Annotated in this window: 17 protein-coding genes and 1 pseudogene; 1 reads left to right on the top strand and 17 read right to left on the bottom strand. The window is 43.4% G+C overall.

Annotation, left to right across the window (positions count from 1 at the left end):
• Positions 1-5: 5 nt before the first annotated feature.
• The 14 genes from pfkB to NSQ83_RS07930 all read right to left on the bottom strand — a co-directional run bounded on the left by pfkB (position 6) and on the right by NSQ83_RS07930 (position 13742).
• The gene (pfkB, locus tag NSQ83_RS07995; protein ID WP_033883800.1) at positions 6-917 is read right to left on the bottom strand and encodes a 1-phosphofructokinase; all 912 of its coding nucleotides are present in this window, start codon (positions 915-917) and stop codon (positions 6-8) included.
• A complete protein-coding gene (locus NSQ83_RS07990) occupies positions 914-1669 on the bottom strand; it encodes a DeoR/GlpR family DNA-binding transcription regulator (protein ID WP_014476685.1) in 756 nt (251 codons plus the stop codon). The genes pfkB and NSQ83_RS07990 overlap by 4 nt, the downstream gene beginning before the upstream one ends.
• A 279-nt stretch (positions 1670-1948) precedes the next feature.
• On the bottom strand, positions 1949-3142 hold the full coding sequence (gene skiZ, locus NSQ83_RS07985; protein WP_015252177.1) for a sporulation-delaying-protein transporter subunit SkiZ: 1194 nt from the start codon (positions 3140-3142) through the stop codon (positions 1949-1951).
• Positions 3139-3831: an ABC transporter ATP-binding protein YknY gene (yknY, locus tag NSQ83_RS07980; protein ID WP_029725930.1), complete on the bottom strand. Its 693-nt coding sequence runs from the start codon at positions 3829-3831 to the stop codon at positions 3139-3141. Before yknY ends, skiZ begins: the two co-directional genes overlap by 4 nt.
• Positions 3832-4965: an efflux RND transporter periplasmic adaptor subunit gene (locus NSQ83_RS07975; RefSeq protein ID WP_198878754.1), complete on the bottom strand. Its 1134-nt coding sequence runs from the start codon at positions 4963-4965 to the stop codon at positions 3832-3834.
• A gap of 4 nt (positions 4966-4969) precedes the next feature.
• The gene (gene yknW, locus NSQ83_RS07970; protein WP_198878753.1) at positions 4970-5665 is read right to left on the bottom strand and encodes a toxin SDP protection protein YknW; all 696 of its coding nucleotides are present in this window, start codon (positions 5663-5665) and stop codon (positions 4970-4972) included.
• Positions 5666-5774: 109 nt separating this feature from the next.
• Positions 5775-7589, bottom strand: coding sequence for an ABC transporter ATP-binding protein (locus NSQ83_RS07965; RefSeq protein ID WP_198878752.1), 1815 nt, complete (start codon positions 7587-7589; stop codon positions 5775-5777).
• An 11-nt stretch (positions 7590-7600) separates the two neighbouring features.
• Positions 7601-9358: an ABC transporter ATP-binding protein gene (locus tag NSQ83_RS07960; protein ID WP_029317738.1), complete on the bottom strand. Its 1758-nt coding sequence runs from the start codon at positions 9356-9358 to the stop codon at positions 7601-7603.
• Positions 9359-9581: 223 nt separating this feature from the next.
• Positions 9582-9815 carry a molybdopterin converting factor subunit 1 gene (gene moaD, locus NSQ83_RS07955; protein ID WP_003232366.1) on the bottom strand — a complete coding sequence of 78 codons (234 nt, stop codon included), beginning with the start codon at positions 9813-9815 and terminating at the stop codon, positions 9582-9584.
• A complete protein-coding gene (locus NSQ83_RS07950; RefSeq protein ID WP_015715811.1) occupies positions 9808-10281 on the bottom strand; it encodes a molybdenum cofactor biosynthesis protein MoaE in 474 nt (157 codons plus the stop codon). The genes moaD and NSQ83_RS07950 overlap by 8 nt, the downstream gene beginning before the upstream one ends.
• Complete coding sequence (gene mobB / locus NSQ83_RS07945; protein ID WP_088325787.1) at positions 10281-10802, bottom strand: molybdopterin-guanine dinucleotide biosynthesis protein B; 522 nt, start codon at positions 10800-10802, stop codon at positions 10281-10283. The genes NSQ83_RS07950 and mobB overlap by 1 nt, the downstream gene beginning before the upstream one ends.
• Positions 10763-12055 carry a gephyrin-like molybdotransferase Glp gene (gene glp / locus NSQ83_RS07940; RefSeq protein WP_198878751.1) on the bottom strand — a complete coding sequence of 431 codons (1293 nt, stop codon included), beginning with the start codon at positions 12053-12055 and terminating at the stop codon, positions 10763-10765. Before glp ends, mobB begins: the two co-directional genes overlap by 40 nt.
• A gap of 17 nt (positions 12056-12072) precedes the next feature.
• Positions 12073-13092 (bottom strand): molybdopterin-synthase adenylyltransferase MoeB, encoded by a 1020-nt coding sequence (locus tag NSQ83_RS07935; RefSeq protein ID WP_198878750.1) that lies wholly within the window; start codon positions 13090-13092, stop codon positions 12073-12075.
• Between the two features lie 50 nt (positions 13093-13142).
• A complete protein-coding gene (locus tag NSQ83_RS07930; protein WP_003232376.1) occupies positions 13143-13742 on the bottom strand; it encodes a molybdenum cofactor guanylyltransferase in 600 nt (199 codons plus the stop codon).
• A gap of 136 nt (positions 13743-13878) precedes the next feature.
• On the opposite strand from NSQ83_RS07930, the gene cse15 reads away from it, so the two are divergent.
• Positions 13879-14844: a spore protein Cse15 gene (gene cse15 / locus NSQ83_RS07925; protein WP_029727015.1), complete on the top strand. Its 966-nt coding sequence runs from the start codon at positions 13879-13881 to the stop codon at positions 14842-14844.
• A 40-nt stretch (positions 14845-14884) separates the two neighbouring features.
• Here cse15 and rok read toward each other — a convergent pair whose 3' ends face one another.
• From rok to ahpA, 3 genes and pseudogenes are all read right to left on the bottom strand, one after another.
• Positions 14885-15460, bottom strand: coding sequence for a transcriptional regulator Rok (gene rok / locus NSQ83_RS07920; protein WP_003232378.1), 576 nt, complete (start codon positions 15458-15460; stop codon positions 14885-14887).
• Positions 15461-15925: 465 nt separating this feature from the next.
• A pseudogene (ykuV, locus tag NSQ83_RS07915) lies at positions 15926-16372 on the bottom strand (thiol-disulfide oxidoreductase YkuV).
• Between the two features lie 69 nt (positions 16373-16441).
• Entirely contained in the window at positions 16442-16984 is a 543-nt protein-coding gene (gene ahpA, locus NSQ83_RS07910; protein ID WP_003245371.1) for a biofilm-specific peroxidase AhpA, read from the bottom strand.
• Between the last annotated feature and the right edge of the window lie 71 nt (positions 16985-17055).

Here is a 17055-nt window from a genome sequence, read left to right as displayed (position 1 = left end):
CTCCTCTATAGACGTGTGACCTTAACTTCAGGAAGAAGCTGCTGGACAAATTCTTCTGTTCCAAGTTCTTCAGAGAACGCGGTAGCACTGCCTGAAGTAACTCCTAAGCGGAATGCTTCTTCAAGCGGCAGCTGTTTGGAAATTCCGGCAAGGAAACCTGCAACAACGGAATCCCCTGCTCCGACTGAGTTTACCAATTTCCCCTTTGGCACGTTAGCAAAATAAACAGCTTCGTTCGTAAACAGAAGCGCTCCGTCTCCGGCCATTGATACGATTACATGTTCAGCGCCTTGTTCTACAAGCTTTTTCCCATAAGGAACGGCTTCCTCAACAGATGTAATGGCCGTGCCGAACATTTCTCCAAGCTCATGATGATTTGGCTTCATCAAAAATGGTTTCATTTCTGTTGCTTTCAAAAGAGCCTCGCCTGAGATATCCAGAACAACTCGTGCGTTCTGCTGTTTGCAGGCCTCTGCAATTTTTTCATAAGTATCGTGAGGGAGTGAAGATGGAATGCTTCCTGCAAGAACAACGATATCTCCCTCTTGCAAAGATTGGAACTGTTCTAAAAAGGCTTTGAAATCTTCATCAGAAATTGTCGGTCCCTGCCCGTTAATTTCAGTTTCATCACCAGTTTTCAGCTTTACATTGATACGGGTATCCCCTTTCACTTCAGAAAAAGCTGTTTCCAGGTTTTCTTCCCGTAAAAATGTTTTGATATATTCTCCGGTAAATCCGCCGACGAATCCGAGCGCTTTAGACGCCACATGGTGTCTTTTCAGCAGTCTCGATACGTTGATGCCTTTGCCCCCTGGATACTTGGTATCATACGAAGAACGGTTCAGGCCTCCTACAGAAAAATCTTCAACGTGAACTATATAATCGACAGATGGATTAAGTGTTACAGTGTAAATCATGGTTTCACTACCTTTACGACAGTTTTTTCTTGGTAATTATCGAATGTAAGCTCTTCAGCGTCAGTCGTAATGATTGTTGCGTCGCCTATTCCGGCGAATGCCGAAAATGAAATTTCTCCGAACTTCGAAGGGTCTGCTAAGACGTAAGCGTGTTTTGCCTGTTTGATCGCTTTCTGTTTTAAAAGGGCCTCATCAGGGTCCGGCGTTGTAAATCCAGCCTCTGTATGGACACCGTTTGTCCCCAGAAAACTCTTGTCAAATCTGTACTGGTCCATGGCAATCAATGAAGCGCCTCCAATAATCGCGCCCGTTCTGTGCTTTACGTATCCTCCAAGCAGATAAAAAGAAATTTCTTTCCTTATTAATGCATCGATATGCATTACCCCGTTTGTGACAACGACAATATCTTTGGTTTTATCCATAAAATCAATCATGTGCAATGTCGTCGTGCCTGCATCAAGGTAAATGCAATCCCCTTCTTCTAAAAGAGAAGCTGCTTTTTCAGCAATCTTCAATTTATCGTGAAGGTTTTTGGATGATTTTTCAAGCATATCGGGTTCAAGTCTGATATCAGAAAGCTTGGCCGCTCCACCATGAACGCGCTTTAAAAAACCGCGTTCTTCAAGTGTCGATAAATCTCTTCTGATTGTTGATTCAGAAGCATTAGTCAGATTTATAAGCTCTTGAATCTTTACCACATCATGCTTTTCTATTTGATCAATAATCAATTGATGCCGTTCAGGAGTTAGCATGCTTCACCTCCTAATGAAAACGTATTCATTTTGAATACAATTTCATTGTAAACGCTATTTTCGGTTTAGGCAACTAAAATCATTCAAATTCATTCAATAACTATCAAAATCTTTCACGTTTCTCCATATTAACGTATGTCTATAGGGTTTGTAAACTGTAAATTCGACAAAAATAAGGACAATTGTACGACATTTTCTTCTTATTTTAATGAAAAAAGTCTTTTATATTCATAGTAGAAATCACTAAACATAAAAAAACCTCATGCATGTTGCATGAGGCTACTCATAACGCAGCGCTTCAATGGGATCAAGCTTTGCGGCTTTATTTGCAGGAAGCATGCCGAAAATAACACCAATAAGCATACTGAACAGCACGCCCCCGCATACAACCTGCCAGGATATGAGTGACGGCCAGCCCGCAATGGCTGAAACAAGCGCGGCCCCTCCGTATCCAATACCAATCCCGACCAGACCGCCAATCAGCGTCAATACGACTGATTCAATTAAAAACTGAGTCAGAATCTGTCCCCTCGTCGCACCAAGTGATTTTCTGATTCCGATTTCCCGCGTCCGTTCTGTGACTGATACGAGCATAATATTCATGACACCGATTCCGCCGACCAAAAGGGAAATACCTGCAATTGAGCCGATAATCGTCGTCATAATTGCAGTTACTTTGCCAATTCCGGCCGCAATCTCTTCCATGTTCATCACTTGATACGAATCCTCTGTGCCATGATTGTCATTTACCAGCTGTGCCGCTTCTTTTCCAGCCGATTTTATGTCGTCTGCTGATTCGACCTGCAATGATACGTTACTGAAATCACTTGTGCCAAAAGAGGATTTCATCATATTAAATGGCACATACATTTCACTTAAACCGAAAGAAAGCAAGCCTGTTTCTTTTTTCAGCACGCCGATAATTTCAACGGGCTGTCCGTTTATCCAGACAACTTCACCTAAAGGAGAGGTTTTATCGAACAGTTCTTCAGCCATCTTTTGAGAGATGATTCCGGCTCTATTCCCCGCAAGAAAGTCATTGTCGGTAAATGTTCTGCCGCTTTCGATTTCTAAAGAATTGACATTCATGTATCCATCATTTATTCCGTTAACCGTAGCATCGGTTTCTTCTTCGTGATAACGCGCTTTCATACTTTCAGAAGTCGAAGCAACGACTTGTTTAATGCCTTCTATTCCTTTTAAACCTTTAATATCGTTTTCTGTAAACGTAGATTCAGCTGCGGCGTTCGGGTTGCTTGCAAGCTCCTCGTCGCTAGGCATATAGTACAGCTCCACAGTATTTCCCGGGCCGCTGATCGACTGCTTCAGCATTTGCTCGCCGCCCTGTCCTACCGCAACGACAACAATGACAGAGCCTACACCAATGATAATGCCGAGCATCGTTAAGATCGAACGCATTTTATGGGCAAGGACAGAGCTTAGAGCCATTCTGATGTTTTCCAACAGGCTCATTCTCCCACACTCCTTTGTCCGGAGCTGGCAGGAACAATGTTTCCGTCACGCACCATGATTATCCGATTCGTGCAATCTGCTACTTCAGACTCGTGAGTAACCAGAACGATTGTCGTTCCCTCGGCATTTAATGCTGTAAACTGATCCATAATCGCCTCGCTTGTTTTCGTATCCAGCGCGCCGGTCGGTTCATCAGCTAAAATCAATTTCGGCTCATTCACGATCGCCCTCGCAATCGCCACCCGCTGCTTCTGCCCGCCCGACAGCTCGTTGGGCATGTGGAGCATTCGATCGGCTAACCCGACCTTTTCCAATGCTCTCTCAGCCCGCTCTTGACGTTCCTTTTTGCCTATCCCGGAATAAATCATCGGCAGCTCGACATTTTTTTTTGCGTTCAGCCGCGGAAGAAGCTGAAATTGCTGAAATACAAAACCGATGGACCGGTTACGGACTGCCGCCAGTTCTTTATCTTTATATGAAGAAATGTCTTCGCCGTCCAATTGATATGTACCGGAAGTCGGCCGATCAAGACAGCCGATAATATTCATAATCGTCGATTTTCCTGATCCTGACGGCCCCATAATCGAGACATATTCACCTTGATGAATGTCCAAATCAATAGAATGGAGAACATCAAACGTTTCCTTTCCGATCTGGTAGCTTTTTCGCACATTAGAAAGCTGAATCATTTAGGATTTCACTTCCATTCCGTCAGTCACCTGATCAGATGGATTCAAAATGACTTGATCATCTTGGGAAAGCCCCTCTTTAATTTCTGTCAGGTCATCTGTCACTTCGCCGATTTTGACATCAACTCGCTTTGCTTTTCCGTCTTTTACTGTATACACATAATATTGGTCATCTTCTTTTTTGACTGCCTTTGAAGGAAGCGTATTTGCTTTCCGTTTATCTGTTTCAATATTCATGATAAATTTAAAGCCTGGCTTTCCTTCTGGAAGATTTCCTTTTATTTTCACTTGAAGCGGGTATTGGACCGCCTGTTCTGTTCCTTGTGCCGCAGCGCTCTCCTGCTGATCCGGAACAAGCCCGACTGCGGAAACCGTGCCTTTCCATGTTTTACCCTGTATTACATCTGAAGTGAGTGTGACCTTCTGGCCTTTTTTGACTTTCAATGTATCGTATTCAGACAATTTCCCTGAGACGACAAGGTCTTTTGGGTTGCCGATATGTATGACAGGCTCTTGAATATCTGACTTTTTGGATGCCGCTTCTTGGTTGACAGAAATAACGGTGCCTTCAATTTCGCTTTTCACTTCTAAATCTGACACCCGGTTGGCAAGTGACTGCCGCTGAAGCTCGGTTTGTTTTAATTCGATCTCCGCTGTTTTTTTCTGCATTTGAAGCTCTGTCCGTTCAGATTCGATTTGTTTTTCTGCTTCTTTCTTTCCTACCTGTTTTTCCAGTTCTCTTTCTCTGCTGTCTAAGGCTTTTAACTTTTCTTGAATTTGGTCAATTTGAAGCCGGTTGGATTCAGACGTTAACTGGTTCTGTTCTTTTTCCAGGCTCAGCTGCTCATTTGTATAGGTGACTAAAGGCGTGCCCTTTTTAACTTTATCGCCTTCCTTAACTTTAATGTCTTCTAATGTCCCTTTATCCGCTTCATAAAAGACATACTGTTCATTTGAAAATTTTAGCGTGCCAGGAACCATAACCGTTGATGAGATTTCATTTTCTTCAACGCTCCCCGTCTGTATCTCCTTGCCGGCGCTGCCGCTTGTTGGAGCGGCAGACCGGTATATATTGATTCCAACAAAAAGAGCGACTATAACTGCGATTCCAATTCCGATCCAGACTTTTTTCATGAGCTTATGCACCCGCCACAGAATTGATTAAACCTGAAAAAAGCGAAAATACAACTAAAATTCCGAATAGAATGATTGCTGAAATCCACCCGGCTTTTTTTGAGATGCCTCCCGTTTTGTGAAGTCCGATTGCTAATAATACAAAGCTCCAGATGCTGAAAATTTCAAAGGTATTTAACACACTGGCGAGAGCCCCGTCAGATGGGATAATCCCTGCCAGTGACGTCGTGCTGTAAAGAGGATTCACGTCAGTCGTAAAAGCAACGATTCCATTAACCAATAATCCGAGACTGCTAATCAAAGAGACAAACAGACCGAGAGAAAGCATTTTTTTATATGTCGTAACACCGCCTGATACTTTTACACAGAGCCAATAAATAAGAGGGGCAATAAATAATGCTGCGATACCGCCAATAATAGCGCCTGCCATTCCGCCAAATTTGGTTATTGTTGCGACAGTTTCCATTTGTTCAGCAGATAGCCCTTGCGTATCCTGGCTTTTCAAAAGCTCACTATAATCCGTACCGAGTGATTGGAGCACGGCACCGACGATGATAATTGCTGCAACAATCAAAAGCGGTCCCCATACAGCCGGCCTTTCTCTTATTCTTTCAAATTGAACGGACGGACTTGTGATTACTCCGAAAAGTGAAGGCTTTTCAGTCGCCGTTCCGCTGTTTTTTTCTACATTCGTTTCCATTTCAAAACCTCCTTGAGAATATCTAACAAATAGTACGGGAAGGATATCAAAAAGTTTCATGTTTTTCTAATAAATTTCCAAAAACCTTCAATATTGAAGGCTTTTCATATTATTCTATCGCTGTGCTGTATTGCGCTTTCACAAGCCCGGCATAAATGCCTCCTTTAGCGAGCAGCTGATCATGGTTCCCTTCTTCTATTTTCCTGCCGTGATCAAGAACAATGATGCGGTCGGCGTCGCGGATCGTAGACAATCTGTGAGCGATCATCACTGCTGTACGCCCTTTCAGAAGCGTTTTTAACGCTTGCTGAATTTTTACTTCTGTCTCTGTATCAATGCTTGCCGTTGCTTCGTCAAGGATGATAATAGCCGGATCGGCGAGCAATGCTCTTGCAAATGAAATGAGCTGACGCTGACCGGCAGACAGTACGCTGCCTCTTTCCTCCACCTCTGTTGCGTATCCTTCCGCTAAATCGGAAATAAACTCATCCGCTCCGACCGCTTGGGACGCTTTCATCACCTCTTCATCCGAAGCATTTGGCCTTCCAAAACGAATATTTTCCATGATGGTCCCAGAGAAAATAAATGTATCTTGCAGGACAATGCTGATTTGAGAGCGCAGACTGGCAAGGGAAAGATCCTTAATCGGTATACCGTCTATTTTAATGGTGCCTCCGGTCGCATCATAAAAACGGCTGATTAAATTGGCAATCGTCGTCTTCCCGCTCCCTGTATGCCCGACAAGCGCAAGCGTCGAGCCCGCCGGAATAGAGAAAGAAACGGCGTAAAGGGCTTTTCGTTTTTCATCATACGAAAATTCAACCTCTTCAAAACTGATCTCCCCATTTATCTTTTCATTATGAATGGCATTGGGCTTCTCCTTGACATTTGGCTGTTCGTCCAGAAACTCAAAAATCCGTTCTGATGATGCCATCCCCATTAACAGCTGATTATAGACCTGACCCAGTCTCGAAATAGGTTCCCAAAACATTCCCAGATAGAAAGCAAAAGAAACGAAGACGCCAATCGTAATGGTTTCATTCATGATGAGTGTGGCTCCATACCAAATCAAGACAGCCGTCCCAATCGCATTCGTCATTTCTACCAGCGGACGGAACATGGCATTTTTTCTAGTTGCTTCCCGCCATGATTCGTAGTTCTCCTGATTGACACCGTCAAAATACGCCATGTTTTCTTCTTCCTGCGTAAATGCCTGTGTGACCCGGATGCCCTGAATGCTTTCGTTTAGATGAGAGTTGAGCTTCGATTGCTTCAGCCGTACCGTTTGCCAGGATCGGCGTATTTTTTTTCTGAGACTTGTTGAAATAAAAAACATAATCGGCAATGTCACCATGATGGCTATAGTCAGCTCAGGGCTCAGCGTAAACAAAATAATAATCACGCCGGCCAGAAGCAGCAAGTCGGTCAACAAATTGATGACTCCGCTTGTAAAGAGCTCCTGAAGAGAGTTAATATCATTCATGATCCTGACTAAGATCGATCCCGCCGACCGCTGATCAAAAAATCGATGGGATAAGCGCTGCACATGGGTAAATAAATGCTGTCGCAAATCGTAAATGACATGCTGGCCAAGCTGATTCATCCACCTGATTCTTAACACATTGGCGGCGTAATTGAGGACATATAAACCGCTAATAATAAAAATGAGCTGAATCAGCAGCTCCGAGTTTCTCCCTGTAATCGCATGATCAAGAACATAAACGCCGATCAAAATGGGGATCACAAGCTTCACAGCAGTGCCAATTAATACGGTGAGAAAAGAAAGCGGCAAAATTGTTTTTCGATATGGTTTGACATAGCTCAGCAGCCGCCACATTTGAGCCCAGTTAAACGACTTTTCAATGATTTCATCTGAAGAGTAATAGAAACGCTCTAAAATCCCCTGTTTTTTCACTTGTTTCATTTGGCCCCTCCCTATCCGACCTCATGCGGCTCATTAATCATTTTGACATCGCGGTATTGCAAATCGTAAATCTTTTTATAGTAGCCGCCTTTTTCAAGAAGCTCATGATGTGTTCCCCTTTCACGAATGCGTCCTTTATTAAAAACGAGAATTTCATCGGCGTGTTTCAGTGAAGAAATGCGGTGAGCGACGATAAAGGTTGTGCGGTTTTTCATGACTTCTTTTAAGGCAAGCTGTATGCTGTGCTCCGTTTGCATATCTACTGCACTTGTGGCATCATCCAATATTAAAATGCTCGGGTTCAAGCAGATGGCTCTCGCAATGGCAATACGCTGTTTCTGCCCGCCGGAAAGCCCCATTCCCCTCTCTCCCAGCATGGTGTCATACCCATCAGGAAGCTCCATAATAAAGTTATGAGCCTGCGCCCTTTTTGCCGCTTCGATGACGTCTTCCATTGAGGCATCCGGCCGCCCATACGAAATATTTGATCTAATCGTAGATGAAAACAGGAAGGATTCTTGAAGTACGACCCCGATATTGGAGCGAAGGGTTTTTAACGAATAATCCGTGATTGGTTTGTGATCAATGGTAATCATTCCGCCAACAGGACTGTAAAATCTGGTGAGAAGCTGTGTCACTGAGCTTTTGCCTGAACCTGTCGGGCCCAACAGTCCGATTACCTTCCCGCTGTTTGCCTCAAAGCTTACATTGCACAGCGCGTTTGTTTGTTCTTTCCCGTATGCAAGAGAAACATTTTTGAAATGGACATCTCCGGTTAATTTTTGTTTATGCAAAGCATGAGGATGATCTGTAATGTCTTCTTCTTTTTCCAGAATGTCGAGCAGGCGTTCCCCTGACGCTTTTGCTTGAGAGAACATATTGATGACAAAACCTAAGTTCATAATGGGCCACATCATATAATTGACAAGGCTGAAGAAAGCAACAAGCTCGCCGGGATTGAGCTGATTTTGCATAACCAAGTAACCGCCGTATGAGAGGAGAGCTACAATACAAATGTTACCAATGAACTCCATTAAAGGGAAATACGCAGACCAGATGGATGATGTTTGTAAATACTGCGCCCTGTATTCTGCATTGGCTTTATTGAAAGTGCTGATCTGAAAATCTTCCCTTGAAAGAGATTTAACCGTATTAATGCCGCTGATATTTTCTTGGACTTTTGTATTGAGTTTCGCAAACGATTGGCGGATGCCTCTGAAGGCGGGATGGACTCTTTTGTCAAACCGGTATACCGCAACCGCGAGAAATGGCAGAACAGCTATTGTCACAAGCGTGAGAGGAACAGAATAGTAAAACATAACCGACAGGCTGATGGCTACCAGCAGGCCGAAGCGAATGAGCTCAGCGAGACCGTATGATAAGAAAAAACGAAGCCCTTCAACATCAGCAGTCAGCCTGGACATCAAATCTCCTGTTTTCGCGTTATCATAGTAAGAAAAAGAAAGCCGCTGCAGTTTTTCATACAGACCATTTCTCAGCCGATAAACGGATTTGATCCCGAACATATCACCTAAATACTGATGAAAAAAGGTAGCCATTCCTTTCAAAACCATTACCGCAATAAATCCTAAGCTGACCCACGCCGCAAGCTGATACTGCCGTCCCAGTACGATCTCATCAATCGTAATTTGCAGGATAATCGGATAAACGACAGTAATTGCAGTCATCAAAAGCATGGCTAGAAGCGACCACATAAACACTTTTCTGTACGGCCAATAATACATTTTTAATCTTTTAAATGTCTCCATATCCAGCACCTTTCCAACATTTATCATCTTCACTATATCGATACCCGAAATAAATTTCTATTATTTTTCAAAATTTCAGTCTAATTATGGAGTGAGTCTCTTACTTTATAGGGAGTAACATATGTAGAATAAACGCTTACAGAAAATCATTGTATGCTGAGGATACTTGGGGATATGCCAATGAAATACAGAAAAACCGGACGGCTGAAATGCCGTCCGGTTTTCATCCCCCGCTGACCGGCGGTATGATGGCTACCGTGTCACCCGAAGATACAGAGGTATTTTCTTTTACATAGCTTTCGTTAACGGCAATCATAGCCGTATCAATAGATTCAAGACCGTATTGTTCTTTTAGACTCGCTTTTATTTCATCTGTGGTTGCTTGTTCCATATCTATTTCTATTGCTTGTGTACCGGCCTGTTCAGCAAGCCCTGCAAATAAAAGAATTTTAATCATGCTGCTCTCCCTCGCTTAGGTCTGGTTTTCCGTTCGGATAAGCTGTCGTTTCTAGCTGGTCGCCGATCCATTGCTCACCGTCTTCCCAAATTTCTTTTTTCCAAATCGGCACAATCTGTTTAATGCGTTCAATCGCATACTCATTGGCTTCATATGCGGCTTTTCGATGGGGAGAAGATACAGCAATCACCACCGCTGCTTCACCGATATCGAGCACACCTATACGGTGCGTGATCGCAGCTGAGGCACCTTCCCATTTTTCTTCGATTTCAGCGCCGATTTGAGCAAGCATTTGCACGGCCATCGGTTCATATGCCTCATATTCAAGCCGAACCGTTCTTTTTCCGTTTGTCCATTCCCGAACCGTACCAATAAATGTCGTAATGGCTCCTGCTTCCCGTTTCTCCACTTTTTTGATGATGTCTTCAGTATTAATGGGTGTTTTCGTAATCTCAAACCGTTCCATTATGCAGACTCCCCCTTCAGCTGTGAAAGCACAAAATCCACGGCAACCGGATCATCCGCATGAAAAACGGGTAATCCCTGATGCTCTGTCATATGCTCTTTTTTTCTATAGATGATGGCGATTATATTTACTGCTTGCAGCGCTTCCAGATCTTCTTTTTCACTTAGGATAACCACTTTAGGATAAGGGGCTTTTTTAAAGCCTTCAATCAGAAGACAGTCTGTTTCGAGAAATTGGTATAACTCGATCAGCCGTGCCAAATCCCAATTGCAGCGGGCAGTCAGCTGTAACACACCAGCACCTTCTACCGCTGTTACATCAGCACCTGCCGCCTTGTAACGGTCCGTGTCTTTTCCTTCCGTGAGCGTTTGCGGTTCACCGCCGTGACCATGGTGCTTCAGGCAGCCCAAATGGACTCCCTGTTCAGAGGCTTTTTCAAGAATGCGCTCAATAAACGTTGTTTTCCCGCTGTTTTGAAATCCTACAACTTGGACGATCGGGAAAGGACGGACCAAGGCCATTCACTTCCATTCTCTTCTCTGATGAGCAGCACTTGAACCGTTCTGCCAGATTCGTAGCCTCGCGTGCCGCCCGGCAGGATAATAAATGCATTGGCATCTGCAAGTGATGTGACAGAGCTCGACTTATCTAAGCCAACGGGTGTCGCCAACAGCTTCCCTTCCTGATGGTGCACGAGCGCACGAATAAATCGGGTAAATGGGTTCGGCTTCGGAAAATCCTTGGTCAAAACAGCTTCCGCACAAATTGAATGCGGTGTTTCATTGAGCAGCCATGTCTGGATTATCGGTTTGACAAACAGTTCAAAACCGACATAGCATGCCGACGGATTACCAGAAAGGCCAAACAGCAGCATATCATTTGCATGCGCCACCGTTGTCACGCTGCCCGGGCGCATGGCAACTTTATTAAACAGCACGTCCGCTCCGAGTTTTTCATAGATCGCAGGCAAAAAGTCAAAGTCACCGACTGACACACCGCCAGTTGTGATCAGGAAATCCACTTTTTTCATCGCTTCTTTAACTGCAGCAAAGCTTTTATCCAGTTCATCAGAGATTTTCCCTAAATAAAGCGGTGTTGCGCCTGCTTCTATCGCTTGCGCATATACCATACTCGCATTGCTGTTGCGGATTTTTCCCGGTTCCAGCGGATCACTGACATTCAGCAATTCGGTACCGGTTGCGATAATCCCGACTACAGGCTTTCTCACGACAGGCACAGATGCGTATCCGAATGTTGCCAAAAGAGCCGTCACTCCTGGTGTCACCCGGGTGCCCTTTGTCAGTAAAACACTCCCTTTTTGAGCGTCCTCACCTGTTTTTGAAATATTATCCCCCGTCTGAAAGCGGCGTTTTAAAGACATAAATGACTTCCCATTCTCCTCAAAGGTTTGAGTCAGTTCAATCATGACGACTGCATCTGCCCCTTCAGGGATTTGCGCGCCAGTCATAATCCGTACGGCTTGAAACGGGCCAAGTTCTTTTTCAGATACTGCTCCCGCTCCAATATGGTCAATAACTTCAAACCGAACTGGGTTTTCACGTGAAGCTTCTGCCGTATCGCACGCTCTGACAGCAAAACCATCGTATGGCGAACGATCAAACGCAGGTACGTGGTGATCCGCAGTTATATCTTCGGCTAAAAACCGATGAAGGCTGTCTTCAAGCGCCACCCATTCTGTTTCACCTTGTTTTTGAAAATGGCAGACACGCCGAACTGCCTCGTCTACCGGTATCGGTGTTCTTTTCTCCAGCATTCTGACCCCTCCTGTTGTTACAGTCCAATCACTCTTGCCAACACGGAGTTGGCTTCTTTCACATCATTTGTTCCATGCACCAGTGCCCGTCCGTCATTGAAAATGACAATTCTGAAATCCTCGTAAAAAATATGCAGCAAAAACGCATTAGCCTCGACCTTGCCGATTGTTTTCAGCCGCTTAATGAGCTCCTGTTTCGGGATTCTTTTTAATGATTCTGACCTTACCTGCACTGTATCACGGCCGCATAGTACAGCAGCTTTTGGTGTGTTCCAATCCTGAAGATAAGGATATACCGCATTTGCTCCGCAAGATGGGCATTCCTCACGGCGTACATGATTAACGTTAATCTTCATATGCGAATTGTTCCAGACATCAAATGTCACAAAACCCCGCTGTATTGCTTCTTTTTGGCCGGTTAACAGCTTTAATGCCTCAGCCTGCTGATATGCTGAAACGATATGCACAGCAGGCGGAATAATGCCGGCAGTATCACACGTCGCCCCGCCGACAGGAATTTGCTCAAACAAACAAGACAGACAAGGGGTTTCTCCGGGAATGACTGTCATGAACATTCCCTGGCTGCTTACACAGGCGCCATAGACCCAAGGTGTCTTTGTTTTCTGGGCAAGATCGTTTATCAGCATGCGGGTTTCAAAATTATCTGTCGCGTCGATCACGACATCTGCTTTTTCAATCAGCGGCTCAAGCGTTTCGGCTGTTCCTTCGGTAACATACGCCTCAATATGTATCTCGCTGTTAATCGCTGATAGATGCTCTTTGGCAGCCATGGCTTTCGGCATGCGGAGTTTGGCATCGCTTTCTGTATAAAGCTGCTGCCTTTGAAGATTGCTCCACTCCACATAGTCACGGTCAATAATGGTAATAATACCGACTCCCGCTCTCGAAAGCCCTTCAGCTCCTGCAGTGCCGAGCGCTCCCGCTCCGACAATCAGCACATGGCTGTCTGCCAGTCTTTTCTGGCCCTCTTCCCCAATTTGCTTAAATCTGATTTGCCGTGAATAACGTTCCTCCATCAAACCTGTTCTCCTTATCTTTTATGTCATCTTATCATGTTATTGCCCCGTCAGTCCCGCTTGAGGGAGTTCGATTTTTCTTCCAAACAGCTAAAATCATCACGTGTATTAATGTTGATAAACTCTGCCGGGTTTGCTCCGATATTTTCAGCCTGTACGTAACAAACCGAAATTCTGCCTAATAAATCTGATATTCTCAACCTCTTCTCAGAAAGCTGATCGTATAGAACTGGCATGATACGTTTGTGGTAAATCGCAATCAATGGCTGCACTTGTCCGTCTGAAATTGGGACTACCGCGTCCGCACCGGCAATCATCAGACGTTTGAGCTCCAGCATCGTCCTTCTTTGTATCAGCGGTGTGTCACAGGAAAGAACAGTATAAAGATCACCGTCTGTCTTTTTAAAAGCGGTATATATACCAGCCAATGGCCCCATGCCTTGAAATGGCTCAGCATCTTGATACACTTCATTTTCACCGTTTTCTTGAAATCTATCAATAAATTCGGGACGGCTGATGATAACCGTTTGTTCTCCAAGTGCCTCTTTAGCGCATTCGTAAAGCATCCTGCCCTTCCATTTGACAAACGCCTTCGGTTCTCCAAAGCGACGTGAGGCTCCCCCTGCCAGCAGTACGTTTACATGCTTCATATCATCTCACCTCTAGTTTCGTTAAAAGCATAGCAAAAGCAAAGGCTCAACGCTACTGCTTGTCTGTTTATTAAAGAGGAATAGCTGTTCAGTATTTGCATATTGTAGTGTTAACATCATGAGGGAGATGGTTCGAATGAAAAGATCAGGTCCTTTTTTCCACGACGTGTCTCAGGAGAACCTTTATTTAAAATCCGAGCTTTCAAGGTGCCATAAGCTGATTGCTGAACTTGAAGCAAGCTACTTTCATCAGAAAAATAACAAACTGCTCAAAGAAAATACCGATATGAAAGAAAAACTCCAGCAGCTGTCTGCCGAATTAACACATATGTCAACAAAAGAAAAACATGCCTCCCACACCAGCCAAACCCTGCACCAAATAAGAGCTGAACTGCTTGATAAAATCGTTGTTTTGCAGGAGCTTCTATCTGCTGAAACCTATAAACGCAGAGCCGAAATCGAAGAAAAACATAAACTTCATATTGCGAAAGTCAAAATCGAAGAAGAAAATAAAAATCTTCATAAACGGATCAGCGAACTTCAAGCCTCGATTGAGCAGGAACAAAATGCACTGCTTCAGGCAAAACAGCAAGCCGAATTGATAAAAGCCGAAAACGGGCGTCTAAAAGAGCAAATGGTAGAAAAAGAATATCAGCTAAAACATATTAAAATAGAAGTTGATCATATGAAAGATCGAATCATAGAAACGAAAGAAAGACTGCTAGACATAGAAAAAACGAAAGAAAAATTATTTCACGAAACTATTATATCGTATAAACGGCAACTTGATGAAAGCGATGCCTGGATTGCTTCTCATTTTGCCGATATTGATGGCGGCACGAAACAAAAAGAAAAAACGGAAGAAGAAGCTCCAGCGGCCTACGCGCAGCCAAATCATGTAGAGACTATCCTTGAAGATGTCACCAAACAGATACATGTGCTTCAAAAACAGCTTGCCCACGCCCAATCATCAGACCAGGCCAAGAGCCATACAATCGAAGAGCTGAGAAACAGAGCCGCTGAAGAAAAGCCTTATCAAAAGTGGGTGTATAAGCTTAATCTTGAAAAAGAAAACAAACCTTCACAGAAAAAACCTCAATAAAAAAACTGCTTGAGCGATGCCAAGCAGTTTTTCTTTATATTTATTCATTTGCTGATTCTGCAGATTCGATTTCACCCTCTAAAATGTACTGCCCGCGATATGGCTTTTTCACTTCCGGGTACATTTTAATTAAGCTTTGCATAAACGTTGTCATATTAGGGATTTCAAGACCGCTTTCTTTTTCAATCTCTTTTTGAAGCTCCGAGCTCTTAATCGCCGCGTTGTGGCGTTTTAATGTTTTAATAGCAGCTTCACGCAGCTTAGCTGCTTTTGATCCCGGTCTTGCCGTTCCTCTTCTTCTTCGTGTTGTTCCGTCTGGTATACCGGCAGGAAGAGAGGAAATAGATTGAAGCTGAGGCTGAACAGACTGCTGCTGTGATTGCGGCTGATAGCTTCTGATTTCCTGAGCCGCAAGCTCAGCGAGAACCGGCAGAGAGTCAGGTTTTTTTTCAGAACGGAAATCCTTTTTGATTTCGGAAGGGCTTCCATTTCTGTCCAGCTCTCTTAATTTTGCGTATATTTTATCACGTTCAATTTGATATTCACGAATGACTTTCACTTCAGCTTCATTTAATTGTTCTAACCGCAAGCGCAAAGCTTCTCTTTCATTAAACATTCCTCAATGTACCCCCTATCAAAATTAACATCTTTAATTAAGATATTAGATTACAAAAGTAATTTTATCAACTATTATTTTAGCATTTTACTATTATATTTACTCTATGAAAAATTCCTTATTTTCTGAAAATGTTTTATTTTTCAAAAGAGTCCTTTATTCTCAAGGGATTAAGGGGCTTTCTAGTTTATTTGGTATAATGTTGAAAATATATATTTTACTTACTTCTTTAAAGAAATTTAGTGTAATATCTACAATTTTCGAGTTATGAGATATGAGATTTATCTAAAATTGAGGAAAAACATCAAAAATTAGCTGTGTTTTCTAGCGTATCAATCAAACAAACCATCAATTCCTATACCCAAATTTGGAAAAATAAGCTTCTTACTCTTCTTCCATTGCTTTTTGCACAAATAAAAAACCTGATGTGATCAGGTTTTTAGGAAATACTATTTAGTCAGATACCTATTCCGTTTCAGCCAGAACGCGGTTCACACGTTTTTCAAGCATTTTCATACCGCTCCCGCCGGCTTGGAAGTGACGGAGCTGTCCTGTTTTATCAAACACATAATACGCAGGTACGTATTCATTTTCAAATGCATCGGTTAAAGCATGGTCACTGTCAACAAAAATCGGCTAAGTGATATCGTGTTCAGCAGCTGTTTCTTTAATTTTACCAAGATCAAGATCATCTTCGGAACGGGGCATGTGTACAGCTACAACATTCAGTTGATCTTGATATTTATCACGAAATTCATTCACTTGCGGCATCGCTTCTTTGCACAAGTGGCAGCTGATGGACCAGAAATGAATAAGCGTCGGCTTTTCCCCAATCAATTGCTCTCTCGTCACTTCACCATTTAACCAAGCTTTTTCTCCCGTCAATTCCGGCATGGGCTGACGTAATTTCATTGCTTTTCCCTCCTATTTAACAGAAAGGCCTAACGAATATGCTAGACCGCTTTTCGTTCTTGGAAAGAATTAAAGTGTTTTTTGGCCTGGTTTCCAGTTAGCCGGACAGAGTCCGCCAGTTTGCAGCGCCTGGAGAACACGAAGCGTTTCATCAACATCACGTCCAATGTTGTTATGGAAAACAGTTTGGTATTGGAGCTCCCCTTCAGGATTAATAATAAACAATCCGCGCAAAGCCACACCTTCTTCTTCGATTAAAACGCCATATTCCCGGGATACCTCATGGTTTGTATCAGCAGCAAGCGGGTATTTCAGCTGGCCAAGACCGTTTTCTTTGCGGTCTGTATTGATCCAAGCTAAATGAGTATGGATGGTATCAGTTGAAACCCCGATGACTTCTGCATCAAGATCTTCGAACTCGTCATAGCGGTCAGACATTGCTGTAATTTCTGTCGGACAAACAAAAGTGAAATCCATTGGATAGAAGAACAGCACTGTCCATTTGTCGTTTTTCATGTTTTCCTCAAGACTTACTTTGCCGAATTCTTTGCTTGCAAGGACTGCTTCCATTTCAAAACGAGGAGCTTGTTTACCTACCATACGTTCTGCCATATGTATCCCTCCAATTTATTGTTTGGCTTAAAGGTCAAAATCGCATGAAAATAAAGGGTGATTAACCATTT

Source organism: Bacillus sp. PS217, assembly GCF_037963535.1.
Classification (GTDB): domain Bacteria; phylum Bacillota; class Bacilli; order Bacillales; family Bacillaceae; genus Bacillus; species Bacillus subtilis.
The sequence above is the reverse complement of the archived record's forward strand: the minus strand, read 5'-3'. Positions and strand labels throughout refer to the sequence as shown.

Bases quoted from the DNA above. Each gene is read 5' to 3' on its own strand.
- pfkB (WP_033883800.1), bottom strand. From the start codon at position 917: ATGATTTACACTGTAACACTTAATCCATCTGTCGATTATATAGTTCAC.
- NSQ83_RS07990 (WP_014476685.1), bottom strand. From the start codon at position 1,669: ATGCTAACTCCTGAACGGCATCAATTGATTATTGATCAAATAGAAAAG.
- skiZ (WP_015252177.1), bottom strand. From the start codon at position 3,142: ATGAGCCTGTTGGAAAACATCAGAATGGCTCTAAGCTCTGTCCTTGCC.
- yknY (WP_029725930.1), bottom strand. From the start codon at position 3,831: ATGATTCAGCTTTCTAATGTGCGAAAAAGCTACCAGATCGGAAAGGAA.
- NSQ83_RS07975 (WP_198878754.1), bottom strand. From the start codon at position 4,965: ATGAAAAAAGTCTGGATCGGAATTGGAATCGCAGTTATAGTCGCTCTT.
- yknW (WP_198878753.1), bottom strand. From the start codon at position 5,665: ATGGAAACGAATGTAGAAAAAAACAGCGGAACGGCGACTGAAAAGCCT.
- NSQ83_RS07965 (WP_198878752.1), bottom strand. From the start codon at position 7,589: ATGAAACAAGTGAAAAAACAGGGGATTTTAGAGCGTTTCTATTACTCT.
- NSQ83_RS07960 (WP_029317738.1), bottom strand. From the start codon at position 9,358: ATGGAGACATTTAAAAGATTAAAAATGTATTATTGGCCGTACAGAAAA.
- moaD (WP_003232366.1), bottom strand. From the start codon at position 9,815: ATGATTAAAATTCTTTTATTTGCAGGGCTTGCTGAACAGGCCGGTACA.
- NSQ83_RS07950 (WP_015715811.1), bottom strand. From the start codon at position 10,281: ATGGAACGGTTTGAGATTACGAAAACACCCATTAATACTGAAGACATC.
- mobB (WP_088325787.1), bottom strand. From the start codon at position 10,802: ATGGCCTTGGTCCGTCCTTTCCCGATCGTCCAAGTTGTAGGATTTCAA.
- glp (WP_198878751.1), bottom strand. From the start codon at position 12,055: ATGCTGGAGAAAAGAACACCGATACCGGTAGACGAGGCAGTTCGGCGT.
- NSQ83_RS07935 (WP_198878750.1), bottom strand. From the start codon at position 13,092: ATGGAGGAACGTTATTCACGGCAAATCAGATTTAAGCAAATTGGGGAA.
- NSQ83_RS07930 (WP_003232376.1), bottom strand. From the start codon at position 13,742: ATGAAGCATGTAAACGTACTGCTGGCAGGGGGAGCCTCACGTCGCTTT.
- cse15 (WP_029727015.1), top strand. From the start codon at position 13,879: ATGAAAAGATCAGGTCCTTTTTTCCACGACGTGTCTCAGGAGAACCTT.
- rok (WP_003232378.1), bottom strand. From the start codon at position 15,460: ATGTTTAATGAAAGAGAAGCTTTGCGCTTGCGGTTAGAACAATTAAAT.
- ahpA (WP_003245371.1), bottom strand. From the start codon at position 16,984: ATGGCAGAACGTATGGTAGGTAAACAAGCTCCTCGTTTTGAAATGGAA.